At 35.4% G+C, this 21,038-nt stretch carries 16 protein-coding genes and 5 tRNA genes; all 21 read right to left on the minus strand.

The genetic code is table 11. The features are described 5' to 3' along the window. Positions 1-30: 30 nt before the first annotated feature. A complete protein-coding gene (gene rpoB / locus FCN74_RS08110) occupies positions 31-3,843 on the minus strand; it encodes a DNA-directed RNA polymerase subunit beta (protein ID WP_138932098.1) in 3,813 nt (1,270 codons plus the stop codon). Positions 3,844-3,986: 143 nt separating this feature from the next. Beyond that, a complete protein-coding gene (rplL, locus tag FCN74_RS08115; protein WP_138932099.1) occupies positions 3,987-4,364 on the minus strand; it encodes a 50S ribosomal protein L7/L12 in 378 nt (125 codons plus the stop codon). A gap of 48 nt (positions 4,365-4,412) precedes the next feature. Further along, a complete protein-coding gene (gene rplJ, locus FCN74_RS08120; protein WP_138932100.1) occupies positions 4,413-4,934 on the minus strand; it encodes a 50S ribosomal protein L10 in 522 nt (173 codons plus the stop codon). A gap of 8 nt (positions 4,935-4,942) precedes the next feature. Beyond that, entirely contained in the window at positions 4,943-5,641 is a 699-nt protein-coding gene (rplA, locus tag FCN74_RS08125; RefSeq protein WP_138932101.1) for a 50S ribosomal protein L1, read from the minus strand. An 18-nt stretch (positions 5,642-5,659) separates the two neighbouring features. Further along, a complete protein-coding gene (gene rplK, locus FCN74_RS08130; protein ID WP_138932102.1) occupies positions 5,660-6,097 on the minus strand; it encodes a 50S ribosomal protein L11 in 438 nt (145 codons plus the stop codon). A gap of 66 nt (positions 6,098-6,163) precedes the next feature. Further along, on the minus strand, positions 6,164-6,715 hold the full coding sequence (gene nusG, locus FCN74_RS08135) for a transcription termination/antitermination protein NusG (protein ID WP_138932103.1): 552 nt from the start codon (positions 6,713-6,715) through the stop codon (positions 6,164-6,166). A gap of 2 nt (positions 6,716-6,717) precedes the next feature. Continuing rightward, positions 6,718-6,915, minus strand: coding sequence for a preprotein translocase subunit SecE (secE, locus tag FCN74_RS08140; RefSeq protein WP_138932104.1), 198 nt, complete (start codon positions 6,913-6,915; stop codon positions 6,718-6,720). A 264-nt stretch (positions 6,916-7,179) separates the two neighbouring features. Next, a tRNA-Trp gene (locus FCN74_RS08145) sits at positions 7,180-7,252 on the minus strand. Between the two features lie 65 nt (positions 7,253-7,317). Then, positions 7,318-8,505 carry an elongation factor Tu gene (gene tuf / locus FCN74_RS08150; RefSeq protein ID WP_138932105.1) on the minus strand — a complete coding sequence of 396 codons (1,188 nt, stop codon included), beginning with the start codon at positions 8,503-8,505 and terminating at the stop codon, positions 7,318-7,320. 60 nt (positions 8,506-8,565) lie between these two features. Beyond that, positions 8,566-8,637: transfer RNA gene (locus FCN74_RS08155), tRNA-Thr, on the minus strand. A gap of 88 nt (positions 8,638-8,725) precedes the next feature. After that, positions 8,726-8,798: transfer RNA gene (locus FCN74_RS08160), tRNA-Gly, on the minus strand. 125 nt (positions 8,799-8,923) lie between these two features. Continuing rightward, positions 8,924-9,005: transfer RNA gene (locus tag FCN74_RS08165), tRNA-Tyr, on the minus strand. A gap of 50 nt (positions 9,006-9,055) precedes the next feature. Beyond that, positions 9,056-9,129 (minus strand) — tRNA-Thr (locus tag FCN74_RS08170). 107 nt (positions 9,130-9,236) lie between these two features. After that, entirely contained in the window at positions 9,237-10,121 is an 885-nt protein-coding gene (locus FCN74_RS08175) for a tyrosine-type recombinase/integrase (RefSeq protein WP_138932106.1), read from the minus strand. 74 nt (positions 10,122-10,195) lie between these two features. Continuing rightward, positions 10,196-11,368: an acyl-CoA dehydrogenase family protein gene (locus tag FCN74_RS08180; protein ID WP_138932107.1), complete on the minus strand. Its 1,173-nt coding sequence runs from the start codon at positions 11,366-11,368 to the stop codon at positions 10,196-10,198. 39 nt (positions 11,369-11,407) lie between these two features. After that, on the minus strand, positions 11,408-12,292 hold the full coding sequence (locus FCN74_RS08185) for a helix-hairpin-helix domain-containing protein (protein ID WP_138932108.1): 885 nt from the start codon (positions 12,290-12,292) through the stop codon (positions 11,408-11,410). An 11-nt stretch (positions 12,293-12,303) separates the two neighbouring features. After that, positions 12,304-14,367: an amino acid carrier protein gene (locus FCN74_RS08190; RefSeq protein WP_138932109.1), complete on the minus strand. Its 2,064-nt coding sequence runs from the start codon at positions 14,365-14,367 to the stop codon at positions 12,304-12,306. Between the two features lie 160 nt (positions 14,368-14,527). Further along, entirely contained in the window at positions 14,528-16,501 is a 1,974-nt protein-coding gene (locus FCN74_RS08195) for a monovalent cation:proton antiporter family protein (RefSeq protein ID WP_138932110.1), read from the minus strand. Between the two features lie 18 nt (positions 16,502-16,519). Then, positions 16,520-16,756 carry a PspC domain-containing protein gene (locus tag FCN74_RS08200; RefSeq protein ID WP_138932111.1) on the minus strand — a complete coding sequence of 79 codons (237 nt, stop codon included), beginning with the start codon at positions 16,754-16,756 and terminating at the stop codon, positions 16,520-16,522. Continuing rightward, a complete protein-coding gene (locus FCN74_RS08205) occupies positions 16,749-18,047 on the minus strand; it encodes an amidohydrolase family protein (protein ID WP_138932112.1) in 1,299 nt (432 codons plus the stop codon). Before FCN74_RS08205 ends, FCN74_RS08200 begins: the two co-directional genes overlap by 8 nt. A 10-nt stretch (positions 18,048-18,057) precedes the next feature. After that, positions 18,058-21,030, minus strand: coding sequence for an amidohydrolase family protein (locus FCN74_RS08210; protein WP_138932113.1), 2,973 nt, complete (start codon positions 21,028-21,030; stop codon positions 18,058-18,060). Between the last annotated feature and the right edge of the window lie 8 nt (positions 21,031-21,038).

A 21,038-nucleotide genomic window follows, 5' to 3' on the forward strand; every position in this document is an offset into this window, starting at 1 on the left:
AAATATTAGCCTGTTTATTTTACTAAACATTTACTCTTCCAATTTAATATCTAATCCAAGGCCTTTGAGCTCGTGCATTAAAACATTAAATGATTCGGGTAAACCAGGTTCTGGCATTGGTTCACCTTTAACTATAGCTTCATAGGTTTTTGCTCTACCGATAACATCATCAGACTTCACAGTTAAAATCTCGCGTAAAGTACTCGAAGCGCCATAAGCTTCAAGTGCCCAAACTTCCATTTCACCAAAACGCTGACCACCAAATTGAGCTTTACCGCCTAATGGTTGTTGTGTAATTAATGAATATGGTCCAATAGAACGCGAGTGCATTTTATCCTCAATCATGTGACCGAGTTTGAGCATGTATATCACACCTACGGTTGCTGGTTGATCAAATTTCTCTCCGGTACCACCATCGTAAAGATAAGTATGACCGTATCTTGGAATACCAGCTTTGTCTGTCAATTCATTAATTTGATCTATCGTTGCACCATCAAAAATTGGTGTAGCATATTTCTGACCAAGCTTTTGACCTGCCCAACCTAATACGGTTTCATAAATTTGACCAATATTCATACGAGAAGGTACACCAAGTGGATTTAATACGATGTCTACTGGTGTTCCATCTTCAAGGAAAGGCATGTCTTCCTCTCTAACAATTTTGGCAACAATACCTTTATTACCATGTCGTCCAGCCATCTTATCTCCAACTTTCAATTTACGCTTTTTGGCGACATAAATTTTAGCCAGTTTTAAAATACCAGAAGGTAATTCATCGCCTACAGAAATAGTAAACTTTTCACGTCTTAAATTTCCTTGAAGATCGTTTTTCTTAATTTTATAATTGTGAAGCAAATCAGCAATTAAACTATTAAGGTGTTTATCAGTCGTCCATGTCCCTTTAGTAAGATGTGTAAAATCTTCAACTGAATTTAGCATCTTTTGGGTGAACTTTTTGCCTTTCGGTAAAACATCTTCCCCTAAATCATTTTGAACGCCTTGAGCTGTTTTGCCATTAACAAGAGCAAATAATTTATCGATTAAAATATTTCTAAGCTCTTCAAATTTTACATGATATTTAGCTTCAAGTTTATTGATCTGCTCTTTATCTTTTGCACGTTTTCTTTTGTCTTTAATTGCACGTGCAAACAGTTTCTTATCAATGACAACACCTCTTAATGAGGGTGAAGCTTTTAATGATGCATCTTTTACATCTCCGGCTTTATCTCCAAAAATTGCTCGTAATAATTTTTCCTCAGGTGTTGGATCGCTTTCTCCTTTGGGTGTAATTTTACCAATGAGGATATCTCCTGGTTTAATTTCAGCACCTACTCTGATCATACCATTTTCATCGAGATCTTTGGTCGCATCTTCAGAAACATTAGGAATATCTGCTGTAAGCTCTTCATTTCCTAATTTTGTATCTCTAACCTCTAATGAATATTCATCAATGTGAATTGAGGTTAAAATATCGTCTCGTACTACTTTTTCAGAAATCACAATGGCATCCTCAAAGTTGTATCCTTTCCAGGGCATGAAAGCAACTTTCATGTTTCTACCTAAAGCCAATTCTCCAGCTTCAGTAGCATAACCTTGACATAAAACCTGACCTTTGGTTACTCTTTCTCCAACACTAACTATAGGCTTCAGGTTGATAGAAGTTCCTTGGTTAGTTTTTCTAAATTTTATAAGATTGTATGTTTTAGAATCAGAGTCAAAGCTTACTTGTCTTTCTTCCTCAGTACGATCATATTTTATCGTGATTTTTTGAGCGTCTACATATTCGACAACACCTTCACCTTCTGCATTGATTAATACTCTTGAATCTTTAGCCACTTGTCTTTCAAGACCAGTACCAACAATTGGCGAATCTACTCTTAATAATGGGACAGCTTGGCGCATCATATTAGATCCCATTAATGCACGGTTTGCATCATCGTGTTCCAAGAAAGGGATTAAAGATGCAGAAATTGATGAGATCTGGTTTGGTGCCACATCAATATAATCAACCTCTTTTGGGTCTACAACTGGGAAGTCACCTTCTTTTCTTGCAATTACTTTTTCAGAGAGTATTTTGCCTTTATCATTTGTAGGAATGTTGGCTTGTGCAATCAATTTCTCTTCTTCTTCTTCTGCAGAAAGATAAAGTGGTTCATTTTTGAAATCAATGACACCATTCTCAACTTTTCTATAAGGTGTTTCAATAAATCCTAGAGCGTTTATTTTTCCAAACACAGACATAGAAGAAATTAAACCAATATTTGGTCCTTCCGGTGTTTCAATTGGACATAACCTTCCGTAATGTGTAAAGTGAACATCGCGAACTTCAAAGCCAGCACGTTCTCTGGACAAACCACCAGGTCCTAGTGCGGACATTCGCCGTTTATTTGTAAGCTCTGCAATTGGGTTGGTTTGATCCATAAATTGAGACAACTGATTGGTCCCAAAAAACGAATTAATTACAGAAGATAACGTTTTGGCATTAATCAAGTCGATTGGTGTAAATACTTCGTTATCTCTAACGTTCATACGCTCTCTTATGGTTCTAGCCATTCTAGCTAGACCAACTCCGAACTGTTGAGACAATTGTTCGCCAACCGTTCTTACGCGTCTATTAGAAAGGTGGTCGATATCATCTACCTCGGCTTTAGAATTAACAAGCTCAATAAGGTATTTGATAATTGTAATTATATCATCTTTGGTTAAGACTTTTTTATCTTCCGGGATATCAAGACCTAATTTTTTGTTCATTCTATAGCGACCTACTTCGCCTAAGTTGTATCGTTGATCACTAAAAAACAACTTGTCAATAATGCCTCTTGCGGTTTCTTCATCAGGCGGTTCAGCATTACGCAATTGCCTGTAAATATGTTCAACAGCTTCTTTCTCTGAGTTGGTTGGATCTTTTTGTAAGGTATTATAAATGATAGCATAATCACTGTTACTACTATCTTCTTTATGAAGTAAAATGGTTTTAGAACCTGTTTCCAATATTTTTTCTATGTGATCTTTTTCTAGTTCGCTATCACGATCAAGAACAATTTCATTTCTTTCAATAGAAACAACTTCACCTGTATCTTCATCTACAAAATCTTCATACCAAGTATTTAGGACACGTGCAGCAAGTTTACGACCTAGAACTTTTTTAAGTCCTGTCTTTGAAACCTTAACTTCTTCAGCGAGGTCGAATATTTCCAGGATATCCTTATCGCGTTCAAAACCAATAGCTCTAAATAATGTGGTTACTGGTAATTTTTTCTTTCGATCGATATAAGCATACATCACTGAATTGATATCGGTTGCAAATTCGATCCATGAACCTTTAAATGGAATAACTCGAGCTGAGTACAACTTAGTACCATTGGCGTGGAAAGATTGTCCAAAAAACACACCAGGAGAGCGGTGTAACTGTGAGACCACAACACGCTCAGCACCATTTACGATAAATGTCCCACTTGGTGTCATGTAGGGTATAGTACCTAAATATACATCTTGGACAATGGTTTCAAAATCTTCGTGTTCAGGGTCTGTGCAATAAAGTTTTAGTCTCGCTTTTAGAGGAACACAGTATGTAAGGCCACGTTCTATACATTCTTGAATTGAATATCTTGGTGGGTCTATAAAATAATCAAGGAATTCAAGAACAAACTGATTTCTGGTATCGGTTATGGGAAAATTTTCCATAAACGTATTAAAAAGACCTTCATCAGAGCGTTCTTCTGGTTTGGTTTCTAATTGAAAAAAATCTTTAAAAGATTTTACCTGAATATCTAAAAAATCAGGATAATCTGGTTTATTGGTTACTGAAGAAAAACTGATACGTTCATTTTGATTTACTGACATCTACGAAAGAATTTAATGCTTATTAGCAAAATTGAAATAAAAATTTTGTGTAAACTACACTTGCATTATTAAATGCAAAATGGTTTAGACCTTCAGAACAATTGGTTCTGAGGCCTAAACCTTTAAATATCAAATAGTTGAAATTATTTAAGTTCAACCTCAGCGCCTGCTTCTTCTAATTGAGATTTTAGAGATTCAGCTTCGTCTTTAGCAACGCCTTCCTTAATTGGAGATGGTGCGTTGTCAACAAGAGCTTTTGCATCTTTAAGACCTTGACCGGTTAACTCTTTGACAAGTTTAACCACTGCCAATTTAGAACCACCTGGCGCAGTAAGAACAACATCAAATTCTGTTTGCTCTTCTGCTTCTTCACCACCACCAGCGGCGCCACCACCTGCAACAGCTACAGCTGCAGCAGCAGGTTCAATACCGTATTCTTCTTTAAGAATATCGGCTAATTCATTAACCTCTTTTACTGTTAAGTTAACTAATTGTTCTGCGAAATCTTTTAATTCTGCCATTTTCTATCGTTTTTAATTGTATTTAAATTTATTTATTAGTGCTTAATTTTAACTTTCTTTTTCTGAAAGGGTTTTTACTATTCCTGCAAGTTTTCCTCCACTTGATTGAAGTGCAGAAACAACATTTTTAGCAGGTGATTGAAGCAATGTTACAATATCTCCAATGACTTCCTCTTTAGACTTGATATTAACAAGTGTTTCTAAATATTCATCACCGAGGTATATAGCTTGATCAACGAAAGCTCCTTTTAACAAGGGTTTTTCGTTCTTTTTTCTAAAGTCTTTAATAACTTTAGCCGGAGCATTACCAGTTTCAGAAAACATGATTGATGTGTTTCCTTTAAGTGTTTGGTCTAATTCGCCAAAATCTTTATCAGTACTACTCATGGCTTTAGCCATTAAAGTATTTTTTACGACGAGTAATTTGATATTAGCCTTAAAACAAGCTCTTCTTAATTTATTGGTATTTTGAGCATCTAAGCCAGAAATATCAGTAAAATAAATACTTGAAGTTTCAGCTAACTTATCGGTTAACTCTTTAATTATATTTGATTTTTCTTCTCTTGTCATAATTAAAGTTATTGATCTGTGAAACGTTTAGTGTCAATTGCAACGCTTGGTGACATTGTAGAGGACATATAGATACTTTTAATATAAATTCCCTTTATCGTATTAGGTTTTAATTTTACTATAGTACCTAAAAGCTCTCTAGCGTTACCTGCAATTTTATCAGCATCAAAAGATGTTTTACCTATCAAGGCGTGAACGATTCCTGTTTTATCAACTTTAAAATCGATTTTTCCACCTTTAACGTCTGATACAGCTTTTGCAACATCCATAGTTACAGTACCTGTTTTGGGGTTTGGCATTAAACCTCTCGGTCCTAGTATTCTACCTAAGGGTCCAAGTTTACCCATGACGCTTGGCATAGTAACAATAACGTCTACATCTGTCCAGCCACCCTTGATTTTTTCAATATACTCATCAAGACCTACGTAATCAGCACCAGCTTCTTTAGCTTCATCCGCTTTATCCGGAGTAACTAAAGCTAATACAGTAGTTTGTTTCCCTGTTCCATTAGGAAGAGAAACAACACCTCGTACCATTTGGTTAGCTTTACGAGGGTCTACATTAAGTCTTATTGCTAAATCTACTGATTCATCAAAGTTAGCATTAGATATATCTTTTACAAGTTTTGAAGCTTCTGCCACAGTGTAGAGATTATCTCTATCAACTTTAGCTTTAGCCTCTTTTTGTTTTTTTGTGATTTGTCCCATTGAATTTAATTTAATCATTTAAAAAGGTGCATTACCTTTTACATTAACACCCATAGAACGTGCTGTTCCAGCAACCATTTTCATGGCAGACTCTACAGTAAAAGCGTTGAGGTCTTGCATTTTATCCTCTGCAATAGCTTTTATTTGGTCCCAAGTTATAGTCGCTACTTTTTTTCTATTAGGTTCACCAGAACCTTTTTTTGTTTTGGTAGCTTCTAATATTTGTACTGCAGCCGGTGGAGTTTTGATGATAAAATCAAAAGATTTATCAGCATATACTGTGATTTCAACAGGAAGTACTTTTCCAGGTTTGTCTTGAGTTCTACCATTAAATTGCTTACAAAACTCCATGATATTGACACCTGCAGCACCAAGTGCTGGTCCTACCGGAGGTGATGGGTTTGCTGCACCACCTCTTACTTGGAGTTTAACAATTTTACTTACTTCTTTTGCCATTTTATTTTTGTTTTTAATGGGATTGTTTCAGTGGGAAGCAATAAAACAATCTATATCTTGTAACATTTATATTTTTTCAACTTGCATAAAGCTAAGTTCAACTGGTGTTTTACGACCAAAAATTTTAACCATGACTTGTAGCTTTCGTTTTTCTTCATTTACATTTTCGATAGTCCCATTAAAGCTGTTGAAAGGACCATCTATTACTTTGATATTTTCACCAATTGAATATGGAATATTAACTTGTTCTTTACTTGTACTTAGTTCATCTACTTTACCTAATAATCTATTGACTTCAGATTTTCTTAAAGGTACTGGATCACCGCCTTTTGTCTCACCTAAAAAACCGATTACCCCATTCACATTTTTGATGATGTGTGTAAGCTCACCTTCTAGATTTGCATTAATAACAATGTAGCCTGGTAGGTAAACTTTATCTTTTTGTATTTTCTTACCGTTTCTTATCTGAACAACCTTTTCAGTTGGAACTAAAATTTCATCTACATAATCTTCTAGACCTTCATGAGCAATTTCTTTCTCAATGTAGTCTTTAATTTTGTTTTCAGACCCACTAATAGATCTCACAACGTACCATTTTTTTAGAGATGTTTCGGCCATAATTATGATTTTACCCATTTAAAGTATTGCTCAATAACACCACTGAACAATTGATCTACACCGTAAACAGCCAATGCTAGTAAGACAGAAAAAACAGCAACAATAACCATCAATCTTTGTGCATCTGCATAAGAAGGCCAAGTTACATGATTTCTTAACTCATGGTATGACTCGTTTATGTAATTAATTAAACCTGACATTTTATCCCAATTAGTTGTTAACAATATTTTTAAACTGAGCATTAAATCCACATTGCATAAGATCTCACTGCATTCAGTTATGAGGTAAACCTAAATCAAAATAATACTTTTCACTTCTTACTTTTTTTAAGGTTGAAAAGCTTACCTATATATTTCAAATTATCCCTAAAATCAGGGATTGCCTCGTTTCATTCGTACAGATTGAGAGGCTCCCTTCGTCAAGCTCAGGATATCCCGAAACCTCGTTACTCGCCTCGCACTTTGCACGGGTTGAGAGGCTCGAACTCCCGACACCTGGTTTTGGAGACCAGTGCTCTACCAACTGAGCTAAACCCGTTTACTAAAAAGTCGAGGTAATAGCAACTATTTATGCATTTACCTCAACTTATATACTGATAAAAGTTAGTCTAAAATTTCAGTAACTTGACCAGCACCTACGGTTCTACCACCTTCTCTTATTGCAAATTGTAAACCAACATTCATAGCAATTGGCTGTAGCAATTCAACAGTAATAGTTAAGTTATCTCCAGGCATTACCATTTCAACACCATCAGGTAAAGAAATAGTACCAGTAACGTCTGTTGTTCTTACATAAAACTGAGGTCTGTAATTATTATGGAATGGCGTGTGACGACCACCTTCTTCTTTTTTCAATACATAGACTTCAGCCTTAAATTTAGCGTGAGGTGTAACAGTACCAGGTTTAGTAATAACCATACCTCTTGTAATTTGGTCTTTTTCAATACCTCTTAATAAGATACCGACGTTATCACCTGCTTCACCTCTATCTAATATTTTACGGAACATTTCAACACCAGTAATTGTTGACTTTAATTTTTCTGCTCCCATACCAATTAATTCAACTGGATCTCCAGTATTTGCAACACCAGTCTCAATTCTACCAGTTGCAACTGTTCCACGACCAGTAATAGAGAAAACATCTTCAATCGGCATTAAGAAATCTTTATCAACCTCTCTTTCAGGTAATTGGATATAATCATCAACAGCTTGCATTAACTCAACAACTTTTTCGGCCCACTTTTCATCACCGTCTAGTGCACCTAAAGCTGAACCTGCAATAACTGGAGCATTATCGCCGTCGTAATCGTAGAAACTCAATAGGTCTCTAACCTCCATTTCAACTAATTCTAGTAATTCTTCATCGTCAACTAAATCAACTTTGTTCAAGAAAGCAACAATACGAGGTACACCAACTTGACGACCTAATAAGATGTGCTCACGAGTCTGCGGCATAGGACCATCAGTTGCAGCAACAACAAGAATTGCACCGTCCATTTGAGCAGCACCAGTTACCATGTTTTTAACATAGTCTGCGTGACCTGGACAGTCGACGTGTGCATAGTGTCTATTTTCAGTTTGATACTCAACGTGAGAAGAGTTAATTGTGATACCACGCTCTTTTTCCTCAGGAGCGTTGTCAATTTGATCAAAAGCTGAAGCTTCTGAAAAGCCTTTATCAGCCATCACTTTAGTGATTGCTGCAGTTAATGTAGTTTTACCGTGATCGACATGCCCAAGTGTACCTATATTAAGGTGCGGTTTGGATCGATCAAAATTTTCCTTTGCCATAAGTAAAGTATTTAATCTTAGTTATATATTAGTGTTAACTTTTTTATCTATTTAATCTAGAGCCAACGACGAGAATTGAACTCGTGACCTTTTCCTTACCAAGGAAACGCTCTACCCCTGAGCTACGTCGGCCTAAAGTATTTCAAATACCCAATCATTACTCTATTCAAATCTGGTATCTACACAGAGAACACCAAATTTTTTTGAAGTAAAAAATTAGAGCGGAAGACCGGGTTCGAACCGGCGACATTCAGCTTGGAAGGCTGACGCTCTACCAACTGAGCTACTTCCGCTTTTATCTTAAACTTATTGATATCTTTTAAATATTAAAGAACATGGCAGATTAACTGCACTTGTGGGGAGAGCAGCCCCGACGCTTCGGGGGAACCTGAGGGTTCCTCCAAAGCTTTTGCTCTTGTGGGGAGAGCAGGATTCGAACCTGCGAAGACTAGGTCAGCAGATTTACAGTCTGCCCTCGTTGGCCGCTTGAGTATCTCCCCAAAATTACACTAAAACACACGGGTTTTAGCATTTCAATATTTCAAAATCGAGCCGATGGAGGGACTCGAACCCACGACCTGCTGATTACAAATCAGCTGCTCTAGCCAGCTGAGCTACATCGGCTTTTATTAACTTTTTACCGCATTTTTTGCGGAATGCAAATATATAGAGTTTAATTTTCATAGAAAAAATAATTTTTACTTTTTTTTACATATTTTTCAAAGTAAAAACTAATTTGATTCTCTGGGGTGATTTTTATAATAAGACTGTTTGAGTTGCTCTATGCTATTGTGCGTGTAAACTTCTGTAGATGAGAGACTTTCATGACCTAAGAGTTCTTTTATTGCATTTAAATCTGACCCTTGATTTAATAGATGTGTTGCAAAGGTGTGACGTAAAATATGAGGGCTAGTTTTGGATTTACTTGAAAATTTTTTAAAAACATCGTTTACGACATTGTAAACTAAACTTGGATATAAAGGTTTATCTTGTGCTGTAACCAATAAACTTGAATGTCTAAACCCCTCTTTTTGCTTAAATTGCAAATAGACTTTTATTCGTTTACAAATTTTATCATACAGCGGTACGATTCGTTGTTTATTTCTTTTACCTGTTACTTTGAGTTGCTGTTTAGTTAAATTAACATCTCGGGTTTGCAATGAAATCAATTCAGCTCGCCGCATACCTGTAGCATATAGTAACTCTATTATTAATGATTGTCTAGATGTTAAAAAGTCTTTTGACTCTAGACTATTAATTACATTTTCAACTTCTTGAATGGAAAAAGGTGTACTTAAAGATTGAGGTGTTTTTAAGCTTTTTAATTTTTGCATTGGTGAAGCTTTGACCTGACCTGTTTTGAGTAAAAACTTATAAAAAGTCTTGAGCGAACTCAACTTTCTGTTAATACTTTTGTGTTTCAAATCTTGTTGAGATAATTCAGCAATCCAGGCTCTCACCTGAAAATAATCAACATCGATTAATGTGACTTTATTAAAATTGGTATTTAAAAAATGGTCAAATTCTTTTAAATCGTTTTGATAGGCAGAAATAGTATGATTTGAATACTGTTTTTCGTTTTCAAGATAGGAGAGAAAATTAATAATACCTGACATGTCGCAAATATAAATATTTTAAAATATACTATCATTTGTATCAATTTTACTGAAAAACATTTCTCTATAAATCTCTATTTTGTAGCTGGTTTATAATCTTTTTCATCGATAATCATCTTTGCTAAAATTTCTTTTAATATTTCAGAAGTTCCACCTCCAATTGGACCTAATCTAGAATCTCTGAGCATTCTGGCGAGCGGATATTCTTCTATATAGCCATAACCACCTAGTAGTTGTAAACAATCGTAAATAACTTCATCTGCAATTTTTGTAGATTCCAATTTAGACATGCTAGCTTCTTTGACGACATATTCACCTTTGTCCAATCTTGAAGCTACGGCATAGTTAAAATGCTTACACATCTCCACTCTCGTGGACATTTCAGCAATTTTATGTCGCAATGCTTGAAATTCAGTGAGTTTTTTACCAAAAGCCTCACGGTCTTTCATGTAGCTTAAAGCGTATTTAATAGCATATTCTGCTCTAGCGTGAGCATTAATTCCCATAATTAAACGTTCAGAAGCAAAGTGTTGCATGATATAGTTAAACCCTTTGTTTTCTTCACCCATAAGATTTGATGCTGGAATCCTAACATCATCAAAAGCGAGTTCTGCAGTATCAGATGCTCTCCAGCCGAGTTTATCTAATTTTGTTGCTGATATACCATCTGTTTTTTCTCTATCAACAAGGAAAATACTCATGCCTTTAGATTTCAACTCAGGATTGGTTTTAGCCGCAACTATTAGATAGTCAGCATAAACACCATTCGTGATAAAAGTTTTTGAACCGTTGATAACGTATTCATCCCGTTTTTTTACTGCTGTGGTTTTCATTCCAGCAACATCAGAACCTCCGAAGGGTTCAGTAATACAAAGGCAACCTACTTTTTCGCCAGTAATACTTTTGGTAAGGTATTTTTCTTTTAATTTCTCAGAACCTTCAGCATTGAGATGTGTCATCGCCAAGTATGCATGAGCCCACATGGCAGCTGCGAATCCACCTGAATTAACACGTTGTAATTCCTCAAGTAAAATCGTTGTATAAAAAAAATCTAAATTCATACCACCGTATTGCTCTGGATAAGCCAAACCAAAATAGCCCATCTCGCCCATTTTTGTCCAGATACTTGGGTCTATTTTTCCTTTTTTTTCCCACTGATCTACATTTGGCGAGACTTCTTTTTGGAGAAACTCTCTTAAAGTTGTTCTAAACAATTTGTGGTCTTCTGAAAAGTAAGCTGTATTCATAGTTAATATTTCCTTAATTATTTTAACAAAAAATAAGAATTACTTATTTATTGTCAAATATAATTTAATTCTATCAATTTTAGAGGTAGGAAATTGTTGTAATTTTGATAATTCTTTAAAAGATTTAATCCCTTGTTTCACTTTTATCAGTTGAAATATTTCTCTAGCCAGTTCATAATCAAAGTACGGGATTTCAGACAACTCGATTAACGATGCTTGATTAATATCAATCTTTGGTTGCTGGTAATTAGACTTTACAGTCATTTTTGCAGTAATTTTATCGATGACATCATGCTTAAGTCCCCAAACATCTTTAAGCTGAATATCGGATCTAAATTTTCCGATTTTGTTTCGATAAGCGATAATACGTTTTGATAGCACCTTACCAACACCACTTATTTTTTCTAAATCTTCTGCTGTTACTGAATTTAAATCTTTCTTCTGCTCATAGCTTAAAACAGTTTTAGGTTTTTCTCGTGTTTTTGCTTGTTGTTGTGCTACAACCCAATCTGGGAATTTAAAATAGGGTGAAATCTTGTTTAGAACCTCATCAGAAACTTTAGTCACCTCTTGAAAATCTTCAGCCGAATTTATCCATTGTCCTTTGGCACGAAAAGCCATCAACCTATCATGTTCTTCGGCAGATAAACCCAATCGATAAGCTTTACCTTCTTTTAAAAAATTAGGGTTAAATGGATATATTTTATATTGATAAGATTTAGCTTGTTTAGCCTTTAATAATTTTAAAGAATCAATTTTTAGCTGGGTTGTACTATCAATATAAATTAGGTTTTGATTGTATTTAGGGTGTTTATAATTGTAATAAGCAAACCCTAAAAGACAAACAACTATGACTCCAACTAACAAAAAAACCCCATTCTGTTGAGACTTTGTCAAAACCGAATGGGTTTTTTTTGAAAACATATGTTATAAACTTATTTCTGGCGTGTAAATAATTCGCCTTTTTTGAGTTTAGACATGTATTCTCTTAAATCTTTTCTAACTTCACCAGACAAGATTAGTAGTCCTATGATATTAGGGAAAGACATCGCAAGAATCATCATATCTGAAAAGTCTAATACAGCACCTAAGCTGATAGAAGCGCCGACAACTACAAAAATTAAGAAAAAGACTTTATAAATTAACTCGTTTGTTTTGCTTCTCCCAAAAATATAAGACCAAGCCCTCATGCCGTAATAAGACCAAGAAATCATAGTAGAGAAAGCAAACAAAAATACAGCTATTGCCAAGACATAAGGAAACCATGAGACTACACTTCCAAATGCGTCTGTGGTCAACTGTACACCAGATAAGCCGTCAACTTCGTGCATACCAGTAAAAATTAAAACTAAAGCTGTCAGTGTACATACCACTACAGTATCAATAAATGGTTCAAGAAGAGCTACAAAACCTTCAGAAGGCGGATGGTTAGTTTTGGCCGCAGAGTGAGCAATAGCAGCTGAACCGACACCGGCCTCGTTAGAAAATGCGGCTCGTTGAAAGCCTACAATTAATACACCTATGAAACCGCCCTTGAGTGCACTGGGTGAAAAAGCACCGTTAATAATAGCTGAGAAAGCTGCTCCCAAATTGTCAATATTTACGCCAATCACAATAAATGCACCGATAACATAAGTTGCAGCCATAAATGGTACGACTTTATCAGTAACTCTTGCTATACTACTGATACCACCAATGATAACTACACCAACAAGAATTGCTAGAATAAGACCAAAAATAAAACCATTCCCTTCAAGCATAGGAATTTGCCCAGCTAATACATTAAAGGATTGGTTGGCTTGGAACATATTACCGCCTCCAAATGAAGCACCAATGGCCAAAACTGCAAAAATTACAGCTAAGGTTTTACCTAGACCTTTTAAATTTCTTTTTTCTAATCCATATCTCAAATAGTTCATGGGTCCACCAAAAATACGTCCTTCTTTATTAATAAATCTATACTTGACACCAAGCGTACATTCCACAAATTTGGATGACATACCGAGTAAACCAGCTAAAATCATCCAAAAAGTTGCCCCAGCTCCACCAAGTGAAATTGCGATCGCCACACCGGCTATATTACCTAAGCCAACGGTTGCAGACACCGCTGTTGTCAAAGCTTGAAAATGGGTAATTCGACCTGGAGCATCCGGATCGTCATATTTACCTCTTGCGAGTTGAAGCGAATGCTTAAATCCTCTAATATTAATGAATCCCATTCTAAATGTAAAAAAAGCGGCACCAGCAATCAACCAAACGACAATAAATGGAATACCTTTGGTTTTCTTATCGCCATTTGGTAAAGTTAGAGCCACGGGATTCTCATATTTAATCTCACCAAATACATGAGCATTTGGCTGAATCACATCCTCTTTATTATTGGGGTCATAAATAACTTCTCCTTCTTTGACCTTGTGTTTAATTTTACCGTTTTCTTGAGCTTTAACTTCTATATCTCCGGTGTTAGATAAATTTACAACAGCAATAGCATCACCCTTTTTTACAGAAGTATTGGAGTTGACTAGCCATTTTTTTAATGTAAATACTTCTTGAGTCTCCGCATCCCACTCAGGCGCAAAAATGAGGTCTTTATTAGTATACACAACAGGATCATAAATACCAATGGCAGCAAATGGATCCCAAAACAACACACTGCCCATCGCACCAACAACTGGTGTAAAAAAGCCATTAAAATGTTCTGTTATCGATTCTGCTTTTATGGTAATGTCTTTCTCTGCTGTAAGACCATTAGCATCTGTAACTTTGATGTGATAAGCAATACCTTCTGTTAGGCCGACAGATTTATTAGAAGACAATGGCGTGCTTTGATTAGACCATTTGTATTGATATGGTGGTGTTCCTCCATCTACTTCTACTTCAATTGAACCATTATTAATTTCATCTGAAGGGTTGATGAGTTTTTCTTTAATCACTAAATCTTGACTAAATAGTGTAATTGAAAAAAACAAAACAACCAATGAAAATAAACTTCTTATCATAATTATAAATTTATAATTAATTAACCATTTAATAAACAAGCCGCAATATCTAAAAAAATATTAGTAATAAAAAACTATTTTAGAATTGTAAAGAATTGATTTAAGGCATTGTCAAAAATCTTTTTTTTGTTTTAAAAAAGGGAAACTTAAAGCTCATTTATTAATGAATCAACTTAGAAAAAGTTTCAATATTTTCCTGCTTGCCTTGAACAAACAACACATCGCCTCTACAAATCTTTTCTGAGGGTTTGACAATATTGATAAAGTCCTCTTTTCTTTTTATACTTAAAATATTGATACCATATTGATTTCTAATATCTAAGTCACCAATAGTTTTTCTGATAATTTTACTGGTATCCTTATTAACTTTAAGTGAAATAATATTAAAATCAGGTATCTCAGGTAAACGATAAGCCCTGGGAAAAGTCGCTTTTTTTTGAAATAAACTGTAATTATCAGATCGTAAGGAATTGATAAAGTTTTCGATATCCTCTTGAGGGATTAAAAAATTATGCAAAACCCGTGTAAAAATTTCTATAGAAGTTTCAAATTCTTCCGGAATAACTTCATCTGCACCAAGAGCGTGAAGCTCCTCAATTTCTTTGACATATCTTGTCCTGACAATGGTGTAGATAGATTGAGACATGGTTCTCACATTTGATAAGATGGTTTTAGTGGCTTTTGGATCAGATATGGCGATAACCAGAGCACGTGCTGTTGTCAAGTTCAGTGATTCTAAAATATGATCTTGCGTCGCATCTCCATACATGATGGGAATACCATTTTTTTTCTGTTCTCTTACAGTTTCTGCATTCAATTCAACAACCAGATAAGGAATGTTCATGTATTGAGCGGCCTTAACCAAATTTGAGCCATTGATACCAAAACCTATGATGATTAAGTGGTTTTCAATCTCATCATCTATAACTTGTGTTTCAGGTTTTTTAGTTTCTAAAATTTTATCTAAGAATCTTATTTTTAAAATACCAAAAGCAATTTTTTCAGACAAAATAATGATGAAAGGTGTTAATAGCATTGATAATATAGACACCGAGAGGAACAGTTGATTCATTTCCGGCGATAATAAGTCATATTCTATACCAACCTTAGACAAAATAAAAGCAAATTCACCCACTTGAAATAAAGATACACCGGTGATGATAACTGTTCGTGCCGGATATTTTAATACGGCAACAGCCAGACCTGCTATCATGGATTTGACCACAAAAACTGAGGCCACTAACAACAAAACGAAAAGAATATTATTGATGAAGTACGTTAAATTCAATAACATCCCGACGGAGATAAAAAACAAGCTGGTAAATAATTCTCTAAATGGCAAAATAGAACTCGTAGCTTGGTGACTGTATTCGGATTCTGATATAATCAAACCAGCTAGAAACGCTCCAAGTGCTAAAGATAAACCGGCTTCTGAAGTTAAAAACGCAACCGCAAAACAAATCGCAAAAGTAGTGAGTAAGAAAAGTTCTTTGCTTTCGGTTTTGGCAATAATATGCATCAATTTTGGAACAAGGTATCTCGCACTCACAATTGTGATAACAATGACAATAGAGGTTTTTATAATCAGTTCTAGAATACTTCCTCCAATATCATCAGACTGCCCGGACATGATTGGTGCCAATAACATCATAGGCACAACAATAAGGTCTTGAAAGATTAATATAGCTAGCGCATTTTTACCATGTGGTGTATTAATTTCATTGCGGTCTTGAAACAATTTTAATACTATAGCCGTACTCGAAAGCGAAAATAAAAAGCCTATAAAGATGGCTTCATTCAGTGGGAAATCTAAACTATATGCTATCGATGAAGCTACCAAAAGCGTAATACCAACTTGAAAAGAACCGCCTATAAATACAGTTTTCCTAATAGACATTAACTGTTTTATGGATAATTCCATACCGATAACAAACAGCAATAAAATCACACCGATTTCTGATATGATTTCCACTTGTTCAACCGCTTTGACTAGACTCAAAGCATGCGGCCCTATCAAAACACCAGTAAATAAAAACCCTAAAATAGATGGAATTTTTAAGCGGTTGAGTAAAAAAACCACAACAATAGAAAATCCCATGATGACTACCAAATCTTGGAGTAAAGGTAGATGCATAGATGATTTAATTTTGAATTATAAGTCAAACACTGAACTTCTTTTGGTATAAACTAAATCTTTGAGTTTAAACCAAAAAGCCAAGGTCAAATATACCACAAATCCAAAACCAAATGTGGCAAATGAAGCATAAATAAAAAATAACCTGACCGACTTGGCTTTCATCCCCAAGCGATCAGCCAGTCTTGAGCTGACATAAAACCCACGTCGCTCTAAAAAAAATCTAAGGCGGTGAATAAGAGATGGTTTATTCATCGATTTTGTGGTTATATTTATTAGAATATCGTTTATAGAGTTCAGTTTGATGACTTTCTAAACTAATTTCTCCACCCTGAATAAAGGCATGTGTTAATCTGTTACCCTGCATATCCAAAGCATCGCCTTCTGAAATAAATAATGTTGCATCCTTACCAATCTCTAAGCTTCCAGCAAAATCATCAATTCCTAATATTTTTGCTGTATTGAGCGTAATCATTTTAAGCGCTTCCTTTTTATCTAAACCGTAAGCAACTGCCGTTCCTGCATAAAATGGCAAATTTCGCGTGTTCATTCGTTCCATCTGGCCACTGGATTCTAAACCTACAAGAATCCCTTTATCGCTCAATAGTTTAGGTAATTTATACGGTAAGTCGTAATCATCACCTTCAAAATTTGGCGTAGAATGCACGCGTTGAAGCAATACTGGGACATTTGCAGCATTAATCTCGTTGGCTACACGATGTGCCTCTGCACCACCAACAATGACAACGTTTTCTAAATTGTATTCAGCTTTAAAAGCCAAAAGGTCAAGGACTTCCTTTTCGGCGTCAACATGCACAAAAAGAGTTTTTTCTCCATTGAATAAGCCTTTCATAGCTTCGTAAACTGTATTTCTGTTGAAATCATCAGACTGATAATAAGCTTTAGATTTATCAAAAAAAGTATGTAATTCGTCTAATTGTTTGGTGTAATTTTTATTAATTTCGTAACGTCTATCGGTGTCATACCAATTGCCCGATCGGCTAAAACTTCTAGGCCAGTTCATATGAATACCATCATCGGCTTTTACGATGGCGTCTTCCCAATTCCACGCATCAAATTGCACAATGCTTGATGTTCCTGAAATTCTACCACCTCGCGGTGTGATTTGTCCCATCAACACCCCATTTGGTCGCATACTTTCTACAATTTTACTTTCAGCATTATAAGCAATAACACTTCTGATATGGGGTAAAAATGTGCCAATTTCATCTTCATCTCTTGTGGCTCTCACCGCGTCGATTTCTGCTAATCCCAATGTTGAATTAGGGGCAATAAAACCAGGATAAACGTGTTTTCCTTCGGCTTGAATGACTTTTCCTTTAGGTTGGGCTTTATTGACATCACTAACTTGAGTAATTTTTCCGTTTTCAAAAACAATAATAGCGTTTTCTACAACCTCACCATTACCTATATGAGCTGTTACACCAACAATAGAAATGGGTTGGCTTTGCTCAGGTGCTGGTGTTTGTTGTGCACAAAGGTTAAATATGGTAAAAGTGATAAGTAAACTAAATAAATATTTCATCATCTGTGTTTTAATGTAATTCAATTTCACTGTCGCAGTGCAAAAATTCTTTATTTTCCTTTTTGATAGGTTGAGTTTTTAACCCTTTGTTTTTAGCTCTCAACATCATATTAATCAATTGACTGCGTTCTTTTTTAATGTGTTGACGCAGCTCTTTATCTTTTTCAAGAGAAAAGTAAATTTTTCCTTCTATAATGGTATATTCTGGCTTGGCATAAACTGATAATGGATGTGCATTCCACAACACCACATCGGCATCTTTGCCTTCTTTAATGCTCCCAACTCTATCATCGATATGTAAAAGTCTAGCAGGATTTAAGGTTACAAATTTCCAAGCTTCCTCAGGTGAAATATTGCCATATTTAACAGATTTGGCAGCTTCCTGATTAAGTCGTCGTATCATTTCGCCGTCGTCAGAGTTGATGGCTACTGTGACGCCTTCGTTATGCATTATAGCAGCATTAAAAGGAATAGCATCATTGACTTCGTATTTATAAGCCCACCAATCGCTAAAGGTTGAACCGCCAGCGCCGTGTTTAGCCATTTTATCGGCAACTTTATAACCTTCAAGAATGTGCGTAAAGGTATTAACTCTAAAGTCAAATTGTTCGGCAACTTTCATCAGCATGTTGATTTCGCTTTGCACATAAGAATGGCAGGAGATAAATCGCTCGCTGTTGATGATTTCAAGTAGGGCTTCCATTTCGGCATCTTTACGGTATGCTTCGCCAGAATTCTTTTTTTCACCATAAGCTTTAGCTCTAGAAAAATAGTCTATAAAAACTTGCTCAACACCCATGCGTGTTTGTGGAAATCTTGTGCGACTTCCCCAATTGGATTGCTTGACGTTTTCACCCAAAGCAAATTTGATAAACTTAGGCGAGTTGTCATAAATCATTTCATCTGCAGGCTGACCCCACTTGAGCTTTAAGATGGCAGAACGCCCACCAATTGGGTTAGCCGAACCGTGTAACAATTGTATGCTGGTCACACCACCGGCAAGACTTCTATAAATACTAATATCATCTGGATTTACGGCATCTTCCATTGTCACTTCAGCAGAAGAATTGTGACCAGCTTCATTAACCGAAGTTGCCGCAATATGCGAGTGTTCATCTACAATACCGGCAGTGAGAAATTTGCCGCTGCCATCGATGATTTTGGCTCTAGAGGATTTTAGGTTTTGACCAATCTTATTAATTTTACCATCTTTAAGTAAAACATCAGTATTTTCAAGTGTCCCATCAGATTCGCCTGTGATAACAGTCGCATTTTTAACGAGTATAGGTTTTGGCTCCGAAGAAATTTCAGAGAATCCGTAAGACATATTGGGATAAGTAACGGGCAACATCTCGTCTTTATCTTCTTTTTTATCAGAAGATTTATCATCTTTTTTATTTTCCTTACTGTCTTGATATTTAGCCACAAAATTTGAAGTGACTTCGTTATTTAAAAAGACTTTACCTTGAAAATCAGACTGGGGTTGATCTATTCTTGCAGCTAATCTATTGAACTCATTTTCAGAAGATTTATCGGTTACCGTCAAGTAAAACCAATGGTCTTTATAATTGAGTTTTGTGCCAAATTTTAAAGTATCTTTTGTCAACTCGGCACTGTACTTTCCTTTGCTTTGTTTGAGTTTTAAATCATAAGTCTGATTATTAAAACTCAATTGGTATTCGCCTGAAATATCGACGAGATTCATATCAGCCAATTCGTGTTTTTGACCCATGACCCAATTTTGGTAAATCGTCATATTGTCTTCAAAAATATCTTTCGATGTAATTAAAAAATTGGCATAAGCTCCAGGTTTTAAATGTCCAACTTGGTCTGACAATTTTAAAAATTCGGCAGGTTTTTGCGTTAGTGCGGCTAATGCTTTTTCTTTTGACAATCCTTTTTCAATCGCGGTTTTTAAATGGCTCAACAGTTTATCAGGCGATTTTAGTCCATTAGCTGTTATGGCAAAAGGAATTTGATATTTTTCAAAGCGTTTAAAAAGGTAAGGCGCGTGATGCCATTCTTTCATATCAGACAGCGATAAATATTGTGTGAGGTATGGATTTTCGACATCGTAAGCTTTTGGGAAATTTAAAGGTAAAATGAATTGGGCATTGGTTTGCTTAACTTCATTTATTCTCTTGTATTCGTCGCCGCTTCCGATAATTGTGTATTGCACGCCAAACTCATCACCCACTTTATCGGCTCTTAAAGCATCGAGATAGTCATCAGTATGAAAAAATTGAGGTATATCTTGCTGTTGATTAAAAGCTTCAAGCGATAAATCTTTGTTTTTGGCATTTTCTGTTTGATACCATTCAGCATCATTATAAACTTGACGAATCAATGCCATTTTACCCATAATTGAAGTAGGATAGCTCTGACGAGTTTGATTACTGCGGTCAAAGCTAAACACTTGAGCGGTTTGTTCAGCAACCAAAGTTTTGGTAATGTCTTCACTTTCGCTCAAAGCAATAAGGCTACTAGTGCCGCGAATTATTCCGTCATCCACGTGAGTATTAACAAGGCCATAACCGGCTTTTCGCAATTGTTTTGCTGTTTTCTCATCAAAATCAAAATAATTAGTCAAATTTTGTTCCGGTCTGATATGGTCATTCCAGTAATATCCGTCTCTTGATGGTCCATATTGCGGTTGACCATTAGATGAAGGTCTTTTAAAATCTTTAATTCCAAAATCAGAAAATAGTTCTACAAATGATGGATAAATGTATTTTCCTTCTAAATCTATGATTACGGCATCTTTGGGAATACTTATATTTTTGCCCACAGCTACAATTTTGTCTGCTTTAATCATCAATTGACCAGAACGCATCATATTATCATATCCGTCAACTATCGTAGCATTAGTAAAAACATAAGTAATATCGGTTTGTTGTTTTACACCTTCATTATCAGGAAAATACTCTTGAGCGAAAAGGCTTAAATTGAATAAAAAGAATAAGAGGTAAATTAAATTTCGCATACTTAATT

This window comes from Mesohalobacter halotolerans (assembly GCF_006120725.1).
Classification (GTDB): domain Bacteria; phylum Bacteroidota; class Bacteroidia; order Flavobacteriales; family Flavobacteriaceae; genus Psychroflexus; species Psychroflexus halotolerans.

Bases quoted from the DNA above. Each gene is read 5' to 3' on its own strand.
- rplK (WP_138932102.1), bottom strand. From the start codon at position 6,097: ATGGCAAAAGAAGTAAGTAAAATTGTTAAACTCCAAGTAAGAGGTGGT.
- rplL (WP_138932099.1), bottom strand. From the start codon at position 4,364: ATGGCAGAATTAAAAGATTTCGCAGAACAATTAGTTAACTTAACAGTA.
- rpoB (WP_138932098.1), bottom strand. From the start codon at position 3,843: ATGTCAGTAAATCAAAATGAACGTATCAGTTTTTCTTCAGTAACCAAT.
- FCN74_RS08180 (WP_138932107.1), bottom strand. From the start codon at position 11,368: ATGAATACAGCTTACTTTTCAGAAGACCACAAATTGTTTAGAACAACT.
- FCN74_RS08210 (WP_138932113.1), bottom strand. From the start codon at position 21,030: ATGCGAAATTTAATTTACCTCTTATTCTTTTTATTCAATTTAAGCCTT.
- FCN74_RS08185 (WP_138932108.1), bottom strand. From the start codon at position 12,292: ATGTTTTCAAAAAAAACCCATTCGGTTTTGACAAAGTCTCAACAGAAT.
- FCN74_RS08175 (WP_138932106.1), bottom strand. From the start codon at position 10,121: ATGTCAGGTATTATTAATTTTCTCTCCTATCTTGAAAACGAAAAACAG.
- FCN74_RS08190 (WP_138932109.1), bottom strand. From the start codon at position 14,367: ATGATAAGAAGTTTATTTTCATTGGTTGTTTTGTTTTTTTCAATTACA.
- FCN74_RS08200 (WP_138932111.1), bottom strand. From the start codon at position 16,756: ATGAATAAACCATCTCTTATTCACCGCCTTAGATTTTTTTTAGAGCGA.
- rplA (WP_138932101.1), bottom strand. From the start codon at position 5,641: ATGGGACAAATCACAAAAAAACAAAAAGAGGCTAAAGCTAAAGTTGAT.
- nusG (WP_138932103.1), bottom strand. From the start codon at position 6,715: ATGGCCGAAACATCTCTAAAAAAATGGTACGTTGTGAGATCTATTAGT.
- secE (WP_138932104.1), bottom strand. From the start codon at position 6,915: ATGTCAGGTTTAATTAATTACATAAACGAGTCATACCATGAGTTAAGA.
- rplJ (WP_138932100.1), bottom strand. From the start codon at position 4,934: ATGACAAGAGAAGAAAAATCAAATATAATTAAAGAGTTAACCGATAAG.
- tuf (WP_138932105.1), bottom strand. From the start codon at position 8,505: ATGGCAAAGGAAAATTTTGATCGATCCAAACCGCACCTTAATATAGGT.
- FCN74_RS08195 (WP_138932110.1), bottom strand. From the start codon at position 16,501: ATGCATCTACCTTTACTCCAAGATTTGGTAGTCATCATGGGATTTTCT.
- FCN74_RS08205 (WP_138932112.1), bottom strand. From the start codon at position 18,047: ATGAAATATTTATTTAGTTTACTTATCACTTTTACCATATTTAACCTT.